Below are 15,981 nucleotides of genomic sequence, written 5' to 3'. Positions count from 1 at the left end.
TGCGGGGGTCCGCGTCGGCTCCGCCGGCCTCGCCGGTGTCTTCGGGGGTGTCGTCGGCGGGGGTGGTGACCAGCTGGAAATCGCCGTCGTGCTCGCGGGCGCCGGTGACCACGGCGGCGGTGACCACCTCCCTGGCCTTGTGCGAGCGGATCACCTTCGGGTCGCGCTGCAGGTCCTTGACCAGGGACACGCACATCAGCAGCATGACCACGGTCCAGGGCGCCGCCACCAGGATGGTGAGCCGCTGCAGGCCGTCCAGGCCGGTGCTCTCGCCGCCGCTGGAGACCAGCATGATCGCGGCGACCGCGGCCATCAGCACGCCCCAGAACACGGTGATGCCACGGTGCGGCACGTTCGCGCCGCGCTGGGAGAGCGTGCCCATGACGATGGAGGCGGAGTCGGCGCCGGTGATGAAGAAGATCGCGACCAGCACCGCGACGATCACGCTGATCGCGGTGGCCCACGGGAACTGGGCGAGCAGCCCGTAGAGCATGCCCTCCTGGTTGGTGCCGTCGCCGTAGATGTCCACGCCGCCGGACTGCAGGTCGATCGCGGTGCCGCCGAGGATGGCGAACCAGATCAGGCTGACCGAGGAGGGCACCAGGATGACGCCGGTAACGAACTGGCGGATGGTGCGGCCGCGGCTGATCTTGCCGATGAACATGCCGACGAACGGCGTCCAGGAGATCCACCACGCCCAGTAGAAGATCGTCCAGTCGGTCAGCCAGCCGCCCACGTTCTCGCCGCCGCTGGCCTCGGTCCGGCCGGACATGTCGAAGAAGTCCGCCAGGTAGGCGCCGAGCGAGGTGGGGATCATGTCCAGGATGAACACGGTCGGCCCGACGACCAGCAGGAACAGCAGGATCAGCGCGGCCATGCCCATGTTGATGTTGGACAGCCACTGGATGCCGCGCTCGACGCCGGAGACCGCCGAGGCCACGAACGCGATCATCAGGGCGACGATGATGCCGACCAGCAGGCCGCTGCTGATCACCTCCACCCAGCCGAGCTGCTGGAAGCCGCCGGCGATCTGCAGCGCGCCCAGGCCCAGCGAGGTCGCCGAGCCGAACAGGGTGGCGAAGATCGCCAGCACGTCGATGAGCTTGCCGATCGGGCCGCCGGCGGCCTTCTCCCCGATGAGCGGGGTGAACACCGCGCTGATCAGCTGGCGCCGGCCGCGCCGGTAGGTGCCGTAGGCGATGGCCAGGCCGACCACGGCGTAGATCGCCCACGGGTGCAGCGTCCAGTGGAACAGCGTGGTGGCCATCGCGGTGGCCGCGTCCGGCCCGTCGGTCCCGGGCGGCGGGGAGGAGTAGTGCCCCAGCGGCTCCGCCACGCCGAAGAACATCAGGCCGATGCCCATGCCGGTGGCGAAGAGCATCGAGATCCAGGAGATGGTGTTGAACTCCGGCTGCTCGTCGTCGCGGCCCAGCGTGATGTCGCCGTACTTGCTGAACGCCAGCCAGAGCGAGATCACCACGAAGGCGGAGGCGGCGAGCACGAAGCCCCAGCCGGCGTTGTGGATCAGGTTGTCCAGCAACCGCTGCGAGACGTCGGCCAGCTGCCGGGGGTTGAACGCCCCCCACACCACGAACGCCACGGCCAGGACGCCGGCGATGAGGAAGACCGGCCTGTCGGTCTTGGGGCGGGCGGCGTCGGCCTCGGAGCGGGCGGGCGGCTCCCACAGCAGTTCTTCGGTGGTGTACGGCTCGGACGAGGACGGTTCGGTCACCGGACCGTCTCCCCCGTTCTCGTCCTCGGGCTCCAGGGAGCGAGGGCTCTGGTCGTCTATTGCCACCTTGCGTCGGCGCGCGGAGCGCCGCCTCCTCTCGGGTGTCGTCCAACGGGCCCCGCCGCGGCCGGCCCGGGGGAGGAGGCCGCCGATGGCGGGCGCGGGACCGGCCCCGATGAGCCGGGCGCCCGCTGCGCCCGCAGGCGAACATACCCGACGGCGGGGCGGCGCCCGGGGACTCCGGTAGAGCGCGTCAGGCGGTGCGGTGAATGGTTCGGAAGTGAATTCGGGCCATTCGCGGCGGCCGCGGCGCCCCATTCGGAAAAGCGGTATAGAGCCTGTTGAAGGGGGGTTCGCCGGGCCGGTCCGGCGGCGGTCCGCGGTCATGGTGCGGCACCGCCGGGAACCCTCCGTCTTCTTCGAGGATATCCGCGGAATGTCGTGATGAATCAATTACCTCCCGATTCTCGAACCGGTATGGGGCCCTCGCGGCCGGCCCGCCCCGCACCGCGCCCGAACGCCGGAACCCCCTGGCCGCAGGGGAAGGCGCGCCCGGAGCGCTAGGCTGGTCCGCCGGACGGGCGGAGGGGCCGCCGGGTCCGTGTGATCGGTCACGGGAGGGGGCGGCCGGTGGCATACCGGAAGCGGAGCGCGGCGGGCCCCGGGCCCCGGAGCGCCCTGGCCCTCCTGCCGGCCGCCGCCCTCCTGGCCGGGTGCGCGGCCCCGGCCGGCACCGGCGCGGCCGCCCCCGCCCCCGCCCCGGTGCCGGAGGAGGCCGGGTTCGACTACCAGATCGGCGGCGCCTACCCGCCGCCCCCCGGAACCGGCCTGGTGGTCCGCGACCGCGCGGCCGAACCCGCGGACGGCGCCTACTCGGTCTGCTACGTCAACGGCTTCCAGACCCAGGAGGCGGCGACCGCCCGGTGGCGCGCCGACCGCCCGGAGCTGCTGCTCACCGAGGACGGCGACCCGGTCATGGACACCGACTGGAACGAGCAGCTCTTCGACGTCTCCACCGAGGCGAACCGCACCGCCCTCGCCGAGGCCGTCGGCGCCTGGATCGACGGCTGCGCCGCCGACGGCTTCGACGCCGTCGAGATCGACAACCTGGACTCGCCGCTGCGCTCCCGCGGCCTGCTCACCGAGGACGACGCGCTGGCCTACGCCGGCCTGCTGATCGACCGCGCGCACGCCGCCGGCCTGGCCGCCGGGCAGAAGAACGCGGTGGAGTCCGCGGCCCGGGGCGCCGCCGCCGGGTTCGACTTCGCGGTCGCCGAGGAGTGCGCCCGCTACGGCGAGTGCGCCGACTACGCCGAGGCCTACCCCGGCCGCGTCTACGACGTCGAGTACCGCCGCCCCGACTTCGAGCGGGCCTGCGGCCGCCCGGTGCCCGGCGTCTCCGTCGTCCTGCGCGACCTGGCCGTCTCCCCGCCGGGCGACCCCGGGCACGTGCACGAGGTGTGCGGCTGAGCCGGCCCCTCCCCGGCGGGGCCGGGGCCGGCGGCGGAGGGAGAGGTCAGAGCCCGTGCCGGCGGGAGACCAGCCGCTCCACGGCGGTCCGCGGCAGCGCCCGGCGCAGCGCGAACACCAGGGGAGCGGAGCTGCCCACCGCGTACAGCGGGCGCGGCCGGGGCGAGTCGATCGCCCGCAGCACCGTCGCGGCCACCCGGTCCGCGGAGATCCCGGCGGCCTCGTTGGCGTTGAGCGCGGCCAGCATGGTCCGGTACTCCTCGGCGAACGGGGAGTCCTCGGCGATGTAGGAGGTCCGCCGGGCGCCGATGCCGGTGCTGATCGACCCCGGCTCGACCGTGGCCACCCCGACCCCGTACGGGCCGACCTCGCGCCGCGCCGCACTGGCGAACCCCTTGATCGCGGCCTTGGAGGCCACATAGGAGGAGCGGTACGCCAGCGGGAAGCTGGCCAGCATCGACCCGACCATGACCACCCGGCCGTACCGGCGCACCCGCATCCCCGGCAGCATCAGCTGGGTGAGCCGGACCGCGCCGAAGACGTTCACCCGGAACAGCCGCTCCACCGCCTCCACCGGCAGCTCCTCGATCGGCCCGCTCTGGCTCTCCCCGGCGTTGTTCACCAGGACGTCGACCCCGCCGGCCGCCGCCGCGCACTCCTCCACCGAGGACATGTCGGACAGGTCGAGCCGGAGGTACTCCACCCCGGGCAGCGGATCGGCCACCCGGGAGGGGTCCCGGGTGGTCCCGTACACCTTGTCGCCGCGGGCCGCCAGCGCCCGGGCCACCGCGGCGCCGATCCCCGACGAAGCGCCCGTGACGAGCGCGGTGCGGCTCACCGCCGGCTCCGGCGGCCGGGGCGGCCTGCGGCCGGGGCGGTCGGGGGCGGGGAAGGGGAATGGGGGGTCGTCCTCATCAGCGGTCCGTCCTAACCGGGCAAGGGGGCGCGGCCGCAGAGGGAGCACGCGCGGCCGCCCCGCGCACGCCGCGCGGTGCCGCGCAACCCTACTTCAGCGCCCCCGCCCGGCCGGTCCCGGGGCGGGGAAGGGAAGGGCGGGAAGGAAAGGACCCCGGCGGCCGCGCCCGGCGGGACGGGTTTGCCCCGCACCCCGCGGTGCTCTAGCGTTTCGGTTAGCCTCGCCTAACCATCCGGTCCGCGGAGGCCGGACGGAACCCGTACACGCCAAGGGGGACACCGTGCCGGAGCAGCGCAAGAAGAAGGTCCACACCGGGCAGGTCGTGGCCGCCGAGCGGATCACCCCGCACATGGTCCGGGTGGTCCTCGGCGGCGACGGGCTGGCCGCCTTCGAGGCGGGGGAGTACACCGACCACTACGTGAAGCTGCTCTTCACCCCGCCCGGCGCGGTCTACCCCGAGCCCTTCGACCTGGAGGCGGTCCGGCGCGACCTCCCCCGCGAGCAGTGGCCGGTCACCCGCACCTACACCGTGCGCGCCTGGGACCCGGACTCGCGCGAGCTCACCATCGACTTCGTGCACCACGGCGACACCGGGCTGGCCGGGCCGTGGGCGGGCGCGGCCCGCCCCGGCGACCGGATCAGGATGCTCGGCCCCGGCGGCGCCTACGCCCCCGGCGCGGAGGCCGACTGGCACCTGCTGGCCGGGGACGAGAGCGCGCTGCCGGCCATCGCCGCCTCGGTGGAGCGGCTGCCCGAGGGCCGCGAGGCGCACGTCTTCATCGAGGTCGCCGGGCCGGAGGAGGAGCAGAAGCTCGCCGCGCACGGCGGCGTCCGGGTGCACTGGGTGCACCGGGGCGGGCGGCGCGTCGGCGAGGCGCTGGTGGAGGCCGTCCGCGGCCTCGACTTCCCCGCCGGAGAGGTCCAGGCGTTCGTGCACGGCGAGGCCGGCTTCGTCAAGGAGCTGCGGCGGCTGCTCCGGGTCGAGCGCGGGGTCCCCAGGGAGCGGCTCTCCATCTCCGGGTACTGGCGCCTGGGCCGCAACGAGGACGCCTGGCAGTCCTCCAAGGCCGAGTGGAACCGGACGGTGGAGGAAGAGGAGGCCGCGGCGCTCGCGCGGTGAGCGCCGCCGCCCGCCGGGGCCCGCCCGTCCGGACGGGCTCTGCGGGCGCCGCCCCGCACCAGGTCAGGGGTGCGGAGGGCGGCCGCCGGGGCGGGCGTATCCTCGACGGTGCAACAGGCACCGTCGAGAGGGGTAGGACATGGGAATCGGTGGACGGGAGCTTCTCCTGCTCCTCCTGATCGCTCTGCTGGTCTTCGGGGCGAGCAGGCTCCCGGCCCTGGCGCGCTCCCTGGGGCGCAGCGCCCGGATCCTCAAGGCCGAGGCCAAGGGGCTCGCCGACGAGAACGACGCGCCAGAGGAGGACGGCGCCGCGGCCGCGCAGCAGCGGTCCCAGGCCGCCGCCCCGCAGGCGCTCCCGCCGGGCGGGGCCCGGGAGGAGACCGCCGGCCACGGCGGCCGGACCTCCCACGGCCAGGGCTGACGGCGGCGCCCGCCCGAACCGGCCTCCCCCCTCGGCGCCCGCGGCCCGCACCGGCCGCGGCACCCCGACCGGCACCCGGCGCGCAGCAGAGCAAGGAGGGGCCGCCCGGCCGGGCGGCCCCTCCTCCGCATCCGGGACGGCCGCCCCGGATGCGCGGGCTCAGAACGGGGTCAGGGTGACGGTCACCGAGACCGGGGCCGGGTCCTCGATGTAGGAGGCGAACCCGGCCACGTCGTCGAAGGCGAACCCGTAGGCCTTCCCGTCCGCGCTGTTGGCGTGCATGATCCGCGAGTAGTGGTTGGAGACCCCGGTCCGGTAGAAGTCGGCCGCGTCGGTGGTGGGCTGCCGGTCGTGCGAGAGCAGCGTCGACCGGTTGAAGCCGGCGCCGAGGACCGCCGCGACCGGGCCGTTGAGGCCGTCGTTGGGGGCGGCCAGCGCCCCGTCGCAGAAGAGTACGTCCCGGGTGCTCGGCCTGTCGATCGGGGCGACGCCTCCGTCGAAGACGAGCAGGTCGCCCTCGACCCGGCCGCTGAACGTCCCCTCGTTGGTGGTGACGGACAGGGTGTTCCGCCCGTAGTGCGCCCACACCTCGTCGATGTAGGGGGCGAAGTAGTCCTCCGGGAACAGGCCCCGGTCCAGGCCGTGGCCGGGGGCGATGAGCCGCATGCGGTCGCCGACGATGAGCGGGGAAAGGTCGGGGTCCGCGGCCGCGGCGTCGAAGATCGCGTCCCGGCCGCCCTCCACGAGCAGGCCGGTGCTCTGCTCCCGGGCGCCCCGGAGGTCGATCGAGATCGGCACGCTGAACTGGTCCACCATCGACGAGTTGCAGTACATCCCGTCGTCCTTGCAGGTGAATTCGAAGGTGTCGTAGAGGACGCCGTAGTTGGGGTCGCTCTCCACGTGTCCCGCCGGGTACTGCAGGGCGGGGCGCCCCTCGCCGTCGGCCACCGCCTTGAACCGGAGCTTGTCGCCGAGCGCGAAGTAGATCCGCCCCGACATCGGCCGGGGCAGGCCGAGCGGGGCGCCGTCGGCGGGCAGCGGGATGGAGTAGTCGGTGTAGCCGCCGTCGGTGTTGTCCGACTCGCTCACCGGGACCATCTCGCCGTCCGGGGTGGCGCGGCACTGCCGCCCGGTGCCGAGGTCGGTCCCGACGATGTAGACGAGGACCTCGGCGTCGGCGAACCGGCCGGTCTCGTTGGCGATCGTCACGGGCAGCGCCGCCGACCGCGCTCCCGCGCCGCTCGCCGCGGCGGCGGCCGCTCCGCCCCGGGGCGGGTTCGCGAGGAGCGCCCCGCCGGCGCCGGCGGCGACCGCGGCGCCGCCCAGTCCCGCGAGGAACCTTCTCCGATCGATCATGAAGGACTCCTTCCAGTTTCGGAGTCACCCAAGGTGGCGGCCGCGGCGCGATGCGTCAACGCCGGTGAAATCGGGCGCGCGGCATCGCCGCAGGCAGCGGTCGCGCGATGTGGCTCAGATCACACACAAAAAGTGGGAACGCTCCCACAAGTCGGTGGTCCTCCCGGCCTCCGCGGCCGGCCCGGGGTGCGGGCGGGGCCGTGCGGGGAGGGGGCGGCGCAGGCTCCTGATGGGGCCAGGGGCGGGCCCGTTCAAGGCAGGGCCCCGCCGGCGGAGTGCCGGCGGGGCCCGTGGGGCGTCCTCGCGCCCCGGTGTCCTCAGCCGGCCGCCGGGCGGCCGCCCTCCGCCGGCTCCGGGACGGCGAACGGGGCCAGTGCGGCGGCGAGCTCGGGGTGGACCTCGGCGCTGAGCAGGGTGCCGCGCTCGTTCTGCTCCAGCTCGCCGATGAGGCCCTCGGAGTGCACCCGGGAGACCAGGTCGCCCCGGGAGTAGGGCACCTCGGCGCGGACCCGGACCTCCGGCCGGGGGAGCGCCTCGTCGACCAGGGCGAGCAGCTCGTCGATGCCGGCGCCGGTGCGCGCGGACACCGCGATGGAGCGCGGCGCGCTCGCCAGCAGCCGCTCGACCTCGGCCGGGTCGGCGGCGTCGGCCTTGTTGACCACCAGCACCTCGGGGAGCTTCTCCGCGCCCAGCTCGGTGAAGACCTCGCGGACCGCGGCGATCCGGCCCTCCGGGTCGTCCTGGGAGGCGTCCACCACGTGCAGCACCAGGTCGGCGTCGGCCACCTCGTCCAGGGTGGAGCGGAACGCGGCGACCAGCTGGTGCGGCAGGTGCCGGACGAAGCCGACGGTGTCGGCCAGGGTGATGTCCCGGCCGCCCGGGGTGCGGGCCCGGCGCACGGTGGGGTCGAGGGTGGCGAACAGTGCGTCCTGCACCAGCACCCCGGCGCCGGTGAGCCGGTTGAGCAGGCTGGACTTGCCCGCGTTGGTGTAGCCGGCCAGGGCGACGGCGGGCACCTCGCGGCGCCGCCGCTCCTGCCGCTTGACGTCCCGGCGGGCCTGCAGCTCGGCGATCTCGGCGCGCGCCTTGGCCATCTTCTCCTGGATCCGGCGGCGGTCGGTCTCCAGCTTGGTCTCACCGGGGCCGCGGGTGGCCATGCCGCCCCCGCCGCCGCTCCCGCCGGCCTGGCGGGAGAGCGACCGGCCCCAGCCGCGCAGCCGGGGGAGCATGTACTCCATCTGCGCCAGGGAGACCTGGGCGCGGCCCTCCTTGGACTTGGCGTGCTGGGCGAAGATGTCCAGGATGAGCGCGGTCCGGTCGACCACCTTGGCCTGGACCGCGTCCTCCAGGTGGACGATCTGGGAGGAGGAGAGCTCGCCGTCGCACACCACGGTGTCGGCGCCGGTGGCCTCCACGATGTCGCGCAGCTCGGCGGCCTTGCCGGAGCCGATGTAGGTGGCGGGGTCGGGCTTGGAGCGGCGCTGGACCACGCCCTCCACGACCTCGGCCCCGGCGGTCTCGGCGAGCGCGGCCAGCTCCTGCATGGACAGGTCGGCGTCGCTCTGGCTGCCGGAGAGCCACACGCCGACCAGGACCACGCGCTCCAGCCGGACCTTGCGGTTCTCCACCTCGGCGACGTCCTCGCGCTCGGTGGACAGCCCGGGGACGCGGCGCAGCGCCAGGCGGTCGGCCAGGTCCTCCTGAAGGCCGTCGTAGTCCTCCTCGAAGGGGGCGGCGGGCTCTGACGGATGCGAATCGGGCAATGGGGTCCTTTCACGGCGGTGGCGGGTCGCCACGCCGGTGATTCTACGGGCGCCGGCCGCGGACCGGCCACGGGTTTTCCCCGGCGCGGCCGCTCCGACCTGCGCGGTCGCCCCGGATACGGGAGCGGTCCGGGCGACAGGCTTCGCGAAACCCCGAATCTACCCCGTAAAGGCGCAAATCGGATTTACCTCCGGAGGGAGATAAGGAGAGAGACCGATCCCGGGCCCGCTCGCAAGGACCGCAGGACGCCGGTCCCGGCGCCGGAGCACCGACGGCGCCTCGGCGCCGGGACCGGCGGGGCGGAGGGCGGGCGCGCCGGCCCGGAGCGCGGTTCCGGTCACTCCGGCCAGGGCGAGGAGAGGATCGTCTCGACGAAGTCGCCGCGCCGGAAGCCGGGCCGGTAGTGCGCCAGCACGTCGGCCTTGACGTTGCCGAAGGTCGTCTCCGGCTTGGGGGCGACGCCCTCGGCGAAGGCGTGCAGGATGCGCCGCTTGAAGTCGGGGCGCGGGTGCAGGGCGGTGACCGCGTCCCGCTCCGCGGCGCTCAGCTCGTCGTGGTCCAGGCCCAGCACGTCGTACTCGACCCCCGCGGTGACCAGGGCGACCTCGGGCTCCATGTACTCCGGGACGCCGGGGGTGGTGTGCAGCGCGATCGCGGTCCACACCCGGCGCACGCCGTCCTCGGGGACGCCGTGCGAGCGGAGGAAGTCGCGCGCCTCGTCGGCGCCGTCGACCTCGAACCGGCGGCCGCTGCCGTGGAACCGCTCGCCGAGGCCGAGGTCGTGGAACATCGCGCCGACATAGAGCAGCTCGGGGTCGGGGTCGAGGCCGCGGCGGCGCCCGCGCAGGGCGCCGAACCAGTAGACCCGCCGGGAGTGGTGGTAGATCAGCTCCTCGGTGGTGTCCCGGACCAGCTCGGTGGCCTCGGCGGCCAGCTTCGTGTCGGGGACGGCGACCCCGGAGATCTCCGTCGTCTCGGTGCTCATCGCGGTGGCTCTCTTTCCCGGTCGGTGTCGGTGGCGGGGCCGCGCGGCCGCGGCCCGCTCCGGCTCCGAGCCTCCCGGGGGCGGGCGGCGGGGGGAAGCGTCCTTCGGGACCCGGACCCCGCGGATCCGGACATGGGCCCTGCGGGCCGGCCCGGGTGGCGCTTCCCGGCCCGCACCGGGGTGCGTCGGTGCGGGCCGGGGGTGTGCGTCAGCCGGTGACGCGCACCGCGGTGAACACCGCGACCTGCGCGCCCTCCTCGGTGAGCGACCGGCCGGTGGCCTCGAACACCACCGTGCGGCCGCCGCGCTTGTAGCGGTAGCGGTCCCTGGGGTCGGCGACCTGCGCGAAGGAGCCGTCCAGGTCGCGGACCTCGCTGAACTCGGGGGCGTCCGGCACGTCGAGCCGGATCCGTTTCATGGCGGGCTGCAGAATCGACACGTCTCTCCTCACTGCCGGGGGCACTGCGGTCTGTGTCGGTAGGGAAAGCGGCCTGTGTCGGTAGAGGAATGCCCCGCGGGGGCCGGAACCATGCCCGCCGCGGCGATCGTGAAGCCAAGCTGTGGGCGCGCTGAAGAAAACCGCGATGGACCCGCGCGCCCGCCGCGGTGCAGATTGGTCGGTGCCCGGTGCGGCCGCCGCACGTCGGGCCCGGTCCGCCCGGGGGCGCCGTCCGCGCGCCCGGCCCGCGGCCGGTGTCCACCGCCCGTCGCACCGTCAGGACACAGCTGTGAAGGCGATCGTCAAGGACAAGGCAGAGCCCGGTCTGCGGCTGATGGACGTGCCCGAGCCGTCCATCGGCCCGGGCGAGGTGCTCATCAGGGTGCTGCGCACCGGCATCTGCGGCACCGACCTGCACATCCGGGACTACGACGCGTGGGCGCGGCAGGCCGTGCGCGCCCCGCTGGTCCTCGGCCACGAGTTCGCCGGCGAGGTCGTGGAGACCGCTCCGGGCGTCGCCGACATCGCGGTGGGCGACCTGGTCAGCGGCGAGGGGCACCTGGTGTGCGGGAAGTGCCGCAACTGCCAGGCCGGGCGGCGGCACCTGTGCCGCAGCACGGTCGGCCTCGGCGTGGGCCGGGACGGCGCGTTCGCCGAGTACGTGGCGCTGCCCGCGTCCAACGTCTGGGTGCACCGCGCCCCGGTCGACCCCGACATCGCGGCGATCTTCGATCCGTTCGGCAACGCGGTGCACACCGCGCTGTCCTTCCCGCTGGTCGGGGAGGACGTGCTGGTCACCGGGGCCGGGCCGATCGGGATCATGGCGGCGGCGGTGGCGCGGCACGCCGGCGCGCGCAACGTCGTCGTCACCGACGTCAGCGAGTACCGGCTGGAGCTGGCCCGCGGCGTCGGCGCCGACCTCGCGCTCAACGTCGCCGAGGAGACCGTCGAGCAGGGGCAGCGCCGGCTCGGGCTGCGCGAGGGCTTCGACGTCGGCCTGGAGATGTCCGGCCGCCCCGAGGCGCTGCGGGAGATGATCGCCAACATGACCCACGGCGGCCGGATCGCGATGCTCGGCCTGCCCGCGGGCGACTTCGAGGTGGACTTCGCCCGCATCGTCACCTCGATGATCACCCTCAAGGGGATCTACGGCCGGGAGATGTTCGAGACCTGGTACGCGATGTCGGTGCTGCTGGAGCGCGGCCTGGACCTCGCCCCGGTGATCACCGGCCGCTACCCCTACCGGGACTTCGAGGCGGCCTTCGACGACGCCGCGGGGGGACGCTGCGGCAAGGTCATCCTCGACTGGACCGCCTGACCGCTGTTCGCACGCCTACCTGGGAGGCCACCGCCATGTTCGACTCCGTCCGCGACGACCTGCGCGCCACGCTGGACGAGATCTCCGCCGCCGGGCTGCACAAGCCCGAGCGGGTGATCGGCACCCCGCAGAGCGCCGCCGTCACCGTCACCGCGGGCGGCCGCCCCGGCGAGGTGCTGAACTTCTGCGCCAACAACTACCTCGGCCTGGCCGACCACCCCGAGGTCGTCGCGGCCGCCAAGGACGCGCTGGACCGGTGGGGCTACGGGATGGCCTCGGTCCGGTTCATCTGCGGCACCCAGGAGGTGCACAAGGAGCTGGAGGACCGGCTCTCGGCGTTCCTCGGCGCCGAGGACACCGTCCTCTACTCGTCCTGCTTCGACGCCAACGGCGGCGTGTTCGAGACGCTCCTGGGTGAGCAGGACGCGGTGATCTCCGACGCGCTCAACCACGCCAGCATCATCGACGGGATCCGGCTGTGCAAGGCGCGCCGGTACCGCTACGCCAACCGGGACATGGCCGAGCTGGAGGCCCGGCTCAAGGAGGCCGCGGACGCCCGCCGCCGGCTGATCGTCACCGACGGCGTGTTCTCCATGGACGGCCACGTCGCCCCGCTGGACGAGATCTGCGACCTGGCCGAGGCCTACGGCGCCATGGTGATGGTGGACGACTCGCACGCGGTGGGCTTCGTCGGCCCCGGCGGCCGCGGCACCCCCGAGCTGCACGGCGTCATGGACCGGGTCGACGTGGTGACCGGCACCTTGGGCAAGGCGCTGGGCGGGGCGTCCGGCGGCTACGTCGCCGGCCGCGCCGAGATCGCGGCGCTGCTGCGCCAGCGTTCCCGCCCCTACCTGTTCTCCAACTCCCTGGCGCCGGTGATCGCCGCCGCCTCGCTCAAGGTCCTCGACCTGATCGGCCCCGACGGCGGGGGGACCGGCGCCGAGCTGCGCCGCCGCCTCGCCGACAACACCGCGCTGTTCCGCTCCAGGATGGCCGGGGCCGGGTTCGACATCCTGCCCGGCGACCACCCGATCACCCCGGTCATGATCGGCGACGCGGCGCGGGCCGGGCGGATGGCCGAGCTCCTGCTGGACCAGGGGGTCTACGCGATCGGGTTCTCCTACCCGGTGGTCCCGCACGGCCAGGCCCGGATCCGGGTGCAGCTCTCCGCCGCGCACTCCGCCGCCGACGTGGACAAGGCGGTGGAGGCCTTCATCGCCGCACGCGAGGCCCTGGACGGCGCCGCTCTGGCAGGATGATCAGGTGATCGACGCGCGGCGGCTGCGGGTGCTGCGGGCCGTGGCGGACCACCGCACGGTGACCGCCGCGGCCGCCGCGCTGTACCTCAGCCCCTCCGCGGTCTCCCAGCAGCTGGCGGCGCTGGAGACGGAGACCGGCCACCGGCTGCTGGAGCGCAACGGGCGGGGCGTCCGGCTCACCCCCGCCGGGGAGATCCTGCTGGTGCACGCCAACGCGGTCCTGGCCCAGCTGGAGCGGGCCGACGCGGAGCTGGCGGCCTACGCGTCCGGGGCGGCGGGGTGGCTGACCGTCGCCTCCTTCGCCACCGGCATCACCCAGGTGCTGGCCCCGGCCATCGCGGAGCTGGCCCGCACGGCCCCGGACATCCGGGTCCGGGTCCGCGACGCCGAGGGCGACGAGAGCCTGCCGATGGTCCTGGACGGCAAGGCGGACCTGGCGGTGGCGGTGGAGTACCGCGGCGCGCCCGCCGCCGACGACCGGCGGCTGTTCCGGGTGCCGCTGTACGCGGAGCCGTTCGACGCGGTGCTGCCCCTGGGCCACCCCCTCGCCGGTTCGCCCCGGGTGCGCCTGGCCGACCTGGCGGACGAGCCGTGGATCGGCCCGCACCCGGGCAACCCCTGCCACGACGTGACGGTGCTGGCCTGCGAGTACGTCGGTTTCACGCCGCGCCATGAGCATTCCTCCGACGATTTCCACGCGGTGGTGGCGCTGGCCGCGGCGGGCGCGGGGGTGGCCCTGGTGCCGAGGTCGGCGCTGCGCGGCACCGGCCTGGCCGGCGTCGCGGTCCGCCGGGTCGACGACGCCCGGGCGACCCGGAAGGTCTTCGCCGCGACCCGGCGCGGCGCCGAGGAGCACCCGCTGATCCGCCCGGTCCTGGACGCACTCCGCGACGCGGTGGCCCGGATGCACGCCGAGGAGGCCGACCCCGCGCAGTGACCCCCGGCGGCCGGCCCGGCGGCCTGCTCGATGGCGTTCGGCGGCGGTCCGGTCGGTGCGGCGGCGGGGGACCGTGCCGGGCCGGGGCCCTGCCGACCTCCGGCCGCCCGGCGGGCCCTTGCCAGGGACGCGGTGGGGCCGGTACACAGCGGGGAGGGACGGGAAGGGGTACCCGGATGGCCGATCTCAGCGGGATCCTCGCAGACCTGCGGGCCGAGGGCGGTGAGCTCGACGCGCTGGTGGCCGGGCTGGACGCCGGCGGCCTGGCGGCGCCCACCCCGGCCCAGGGGTGGACCATCGCCCACCAGCTGTCCCATCTGGCCTGGACGGACCGGTGGTCGCTGCTGGCCCTGCGCGACCCGGCCGGGTTCGGCGACCGGGCGGCGGGGGCGGTGGACGGCCCGGCGGAGGCCGTCGAGCGCGGTGCCGCCGAGGGGGTCGGCGAGCCGCCCGCGTCGCTGCTGGGGCGGTGGCGCGCGGGCCGGGAGGAGCTTCAGGGCGCGCTGTGCGCCGCGCCGCCGGACGAGCGGGTGCCGTGGTTCGGGCCGCCGATGAAGCCGGCGTCGATGGCGACCGCTCGGCTGATGGAGACGTGGGCGCACGGCCAGGACGTGGCCGACGCGCTCGGCGTGGTCCGCGCCCCCTCGCCGCGGCTGCGGCACGTGGCCCACCTGGGGGTGCGCACCATGGGGTTCGCGTTCGCGGTGCGCGGGCGGGAGGTCCCGGACGCGCCGGTCCGGGTGGAGCTGGCCGCGCCGGGCGGCGGCACCTGGTCCTGGGGGCCGGAGGGCGCGGAGGACCGGGTGAGCGGTCCGGCCCTGGACTTCTGCCTGCTGGTCACCCGGCGCCGCCACCCGGACGACCTGTCGCTGTCGGTGTCCGGCCCGGTCGCCTCGGCGTGGCTGCCCATCGCGCAGGCCTTCGCCGGGCCGCCCGGCCCGGAGCGGACGCCGGCGGGCGGGGTCGCCGGCCGCCCGTAGGCGCACCGTCCCCGCGCGGGGACAGGGTCACTCCAGGCCGGCCTCCCGCTTGATCTGGTCGAACCGGGCTCCCATGGCCTCGGCCAGGGCGGTGGCGGCCGACAGCGGGCGGACCATCACCGTGAAGTCGTCGATCAGCCCCTGGTCGTCGGTGTGCAGGAAGTCGCAGCCCTGGATCTCGCGGTCGCCGACCCGGGCCTTGAAGACCAGGGCGTGGTCCCGGCCGTCGGCCGAGGAGATCTCCTTGACGTAGCGGAAGTCGGTGAAGACGCGGGAGACCGCGCGCAGGATCGCGGCGGTGAGCTCTCTGCCGGGGGAGGGCGTGAACGCGACCGGGCTGGTGAACACCACGTCTTCGGCGAGCAGGGCGCGGACGGCGTCGTGGTCGTCGGCCTCCACGGCCTTGCGGAAGGGGTGCACGGCGGCCTCCATAGTCAATTTTTTGATCAGGTGCAGGTGACAGTAATCGCTCACGCCGCCCCCGTCCAGAGGGAGCGGCGGCCCACTGGCCGCAGAGCACTTCGGCCGAGCCTGGCGCCCCACGGGGTGAAGGTTAAGGCGGGCAGCGAAGGCAGGAAGGGGACCGGCCGGTCGGTCAGGTGCGGCGCCTCGCGGAGCGGGGGTTCAAGCAGCGGCGACGGCGGGCAGGGGACCGGCGGGTCGGTCGGGCGCGGCGTCTCACGGGGTGACGGCTCAAACCGGCGGCGACGGCGAAGGCAGGGGCGGGGCGCAGGCGATCGCCCGGGCGCGGCGCCCCACGGAGCGAAGGTCCAAGCGGGCAGCGACGGCGGCGGTGGGGACCGGCCGGTCGGTCCGGCGCGGCACCTCGCGGAGCGAAGGTTCAAGCAGCGGCGACGGCAGCGGTAGGGGCAGGGCCGGGCGCCTCACCCGAGCGCGGCGCCCCACGGAGCGAAGGTCCAAGCGGGCAGCGAAGGCGAGGAGTGGAGACCGGCCAGTCGGTCCGGCGCGGCACCTCGCGGAGCGAAGGTTCAAGCAGCGGCGACGGCAGCGGTAGGGGCAGGGCCGGGCGCCTCACCCGAGCGCGGCGCCCCACGGAGCGAAGGTCCAAGCGGGCAGCGAAGGCGAGGAGTGGAGACCGGCCAGTCGGTCGGGTGCGGCGTCTCGCGGAGCGAGGGTCAAGACGGGCGGCGACGGCAGCGGTAGGGGCGGGGCGAGGGTGGTCGCCCGGACGCGGCGCCCTGCGGGGCGGGGGTTCAAACAGGCGGCGAGGGCGGGAGCGGTCGGGCGCCGTGTTCACCGGCCGGGCCCGGCGCGTGGTCCCGG

Annotated in this window: 14 protein-coding genes; 7 read left to right on the top strand and 7 right to left on the bottom strand. The window is 75.0% G+C overall.

Annotation, left to right across the window (positions count from 1 at the left end; genetic code table 11):
* The coding region (locus D459_RS32595; RefSeq protein ID WP_017595592.1) for a BCCT family transporter at positions 1 to 1,732 on the bottom strand (1,732 nt) is incomplete at its 3' end.
* A gap of 630 nt (positions 1,733 to 2,362) precedes the next feature.
* Here D459_RS32595 and D459_RS0124215 point away from each other — a divergent pair.
* Positions 2,363 to 3,202, top strand: coding sequence for an endo alpha-1,4 polygalactosaminidase (locus tag D459_RS0124215; protein WP_017595591.1), 840 nt, complete (start codon positions 2,363 to 2,365; stop codon positions 3,200 to 3,202).
* A 46-nt stretch (positions 3,203 to 3,248) separates the two neighbouring features.
* Here D459_RS0124215 and D459_RS0124210 read toward each other — a convergent pair whose 3' ends face one another.
* Complete coding sequence (locus D459_RS0124210; RefSeq protein ID WP_017595590.1) at positions 3,249 to 4,040, bottom strand: SDR family oxidoreductase; 792 nt, start codon at positions 4,038 to 4,040, stop codon at positions 3,249 to 3,251.
* 358 nt (positions 4,041 to 4,398) lie between these two features.
* On the opposite strand from D459_RS0124210, the gene D459_RS0124205 reads away from it, so the two are divergent.
* On the top strand, positions 4,399 to 5,238 hold the full coding sequence (locus tag D459_RS0124205; protein ID WP_017595589.1) for a siderophore-interacting protein: 840 nt from the start codon (positions 4,399 to 4,401) through the stop codon (positions 5,236 to 5,238).
* Positions 5,239 to 5,377: 139 nt separating this feature from the next.
* A complete protein-coding gene (locus tag D459_RS34650; RefSeq protein WP_017595588.1) occupies positions 5,378 to 5,659 on the top strand; it encodes a twin-arginine translocase TatA/TatE family subunit in 282 nt (93 codons plus the stop codon).
* A gap of 159 nt (positions 5,660 to 5,818) precedes the next feature.
* On the opposite strand, the gene D459_RS0124195 is transcribed toward D459_RS34650, so the two are convergent.
* The 4 genes from D459_RS0124195 to D459_RS0124180 all read right to left on the bottom strand — a co-directional run bounded on the left by D459_RS0124195 (position 5,819) and on the right by D459_RS0124180 (position 10,203).
* Positions 5,819 to 7,015, bottom strand: a complete 1,197-nt coding sequence (locus D459_RS0124195) for a beta-1,3-glucanase family protein (RefSeq protein ID WP_017595587.1) — start codon at positions 7,013 to 7,015, stop codon at positions 5,819 to 5,821.
* A gap of 317 nt (positions 7,016 to 7,332) precedes the next feature.
* The gene (hflX, locus tag D459_RS32590) at positions 7,333 to 8,778 is read right to left on the bottom strand and encodes a GTPase HflX (protein ID WP_017595586.1); all 1,446 of its coding nucleotides are present in this window, start codon (positions 8,776 to 8,778) and stop codon (positions 7,333 to 7,335) included.
* Between the two features lie 338 nt (positions 8,779 to 9,116).
* The gene (locus D459_RS0124185) at positions 9,117 to 9,764 is read right to left on the bottom strand and encodes an HD domain-containing protein (RefSeq protein ID WP_017595585.1); all 648 of its coding nucleotides are present in this window, start codon (positions 9,762 to 9,764) and stop codon (positions 9,117 to 9,119) included.
* Positions 9,765 to 9,972: 208 nt separating this feature from the next.
* Positions 9,973 to 10,203 (bottom strand): hypothetical protein, encoded by a 231-nt coding sequence (locus tag D459_RS0124180; RefSeq protein ID WP_026120719.1) that lies wholly within the window; start codon positions 10,201 to 10,203, stop codon positions 9,973 to 9,975.
* A gap of 289 nt (positions 10,204 to 10,492) precedes the next feature.
* Here D459_RS0124180 and tdh point away from each other — a divergent pair, with 289 nt between their 5' ends.
* The 4 genes from tdh (at position 10,493) to D459_RS0124160 (ending at position 14,697) form a co-directional block, all read left to right on the top strand.
* A complete protein-coding gene (gene tdh, locus D459_RS0124175) occupies positions 10,493 to 11,521 on the top strand; it encodes an L-threonine 3-dehydrogenase (protein ID WP_017595583.1) in 1,029 nt (342 codons plus the stop codon).
* Between the two features lie 35 nt (positions 11,522 to 11,556).
* Positions 11,557 to 12,780 carry a glycine C-acetyltransferase gene (locus D459_RS0124170; protein WP_017595582.1) on the top strand — a complete coding sequence of 408 codons (1,224 nt, stop codon included), beginning with the start codon at positions 11,557 to 11,559 and terminating at the stop codon, positions 12,778 to 12,780.
* Positions 12,781 to 12,784: 4 nt separating this feature from the next.
* The gene (locus tag D459_RS0124165) at positions 12,785 to 13,717 is read left to right on the top strand and encodes a LysR family transcriptional regulator (RefSeq protein WP_017595581.1); all 933 of its coding nucleotides are present in this window, start codon (positions 12,785 to 12,787) and stop codon (positions 13,715 to 13,717) included.
* 176 nt (positions 13,718 to 13,893) lie between these two features.
* A complete protein-coding gene (locus D459_RS0124160) occupies positions 13,894 to 14,697 on the top strand; it encodes a TIGR03084 family metal-binding protein (protein ID WP_017595580.1) in 804 nt (267 codons plus the stop codon).
* A 27-nt stretch (positions 14,698 to 14,724) separates the two neighbouring features.
* Here the strand turns inward: D459_RS0124160 and D459_RS0124155 are convergent, their stop codons facing one another.
* Entirely contained in the window at positions 14,725 to 15,117 is a 393-nt protein-coding gene (locus D459_RS0124155) for a nuclear transport factor 2 family protein (RefSeq protein ID WP_026120718.1), read from the bottom strand.
* Positions 15,118 to 15,981 lie beyond the last annotated feature (864 nt).

Origin of the sequence: Nocardiopsis potens DSM 45234, from assembly GCF_000341105.1 — a bacterium.
In the GTDB taxonomy this organism is placed as follows: domain Bacteria; phylum Actinomycetota; class Actinomycetes; order Streptosporangiales; family Streptosporangiaceae; genus Nocardiopsis_A; species Nocardiopsis_A potens.
Note: the sequence above shows the minus strand (reverse complement) of the source record. Positions and strands in the feature narration are given on the sequence as shown.

What these genes read in the sequence shown, in the direction of transcription:
- D459_RS34650 (WP_017595588.1), top strand. Translation starts at nt 5,378, where the DNA reads ATGGGAATCGGTGGACGGGAGCTTCTCCTGCTCCTCCTGATCGCTCTG.
- D459_RS0124195 (WP_017595587.1), bottom strand. Translation starts at nt 7,015, where the DNA reads ATGATCGATCGGAGAAGGTTCCTCGCGGGACTGGGCGGCGCCGCGGTC.
- D459_RS0124185 (WP_017595585.1), bottom strand. Translation starts at nt 9,764, where the DNA reads ATGAGCACCGAGACGACGGAGATCTCCGGGGTCGCCGTCCCCGACACG.
- D459_RS0124170 (WP_017595582.1), top strand. Translation starts at nt 11,557, where the DNA reads ATGTTCGACTCCGTCCGCGACGACCTGCGCGCCACGCTGGACGAGATC.
- D459_RS0124160 (WP_017595580.1), top strand. Translation starts at nt 13,894, where the DNA reads ATGGCCGATCTCAGCGGGATCCTCGCAGACCTGCGGGCCGAGGGCGGT.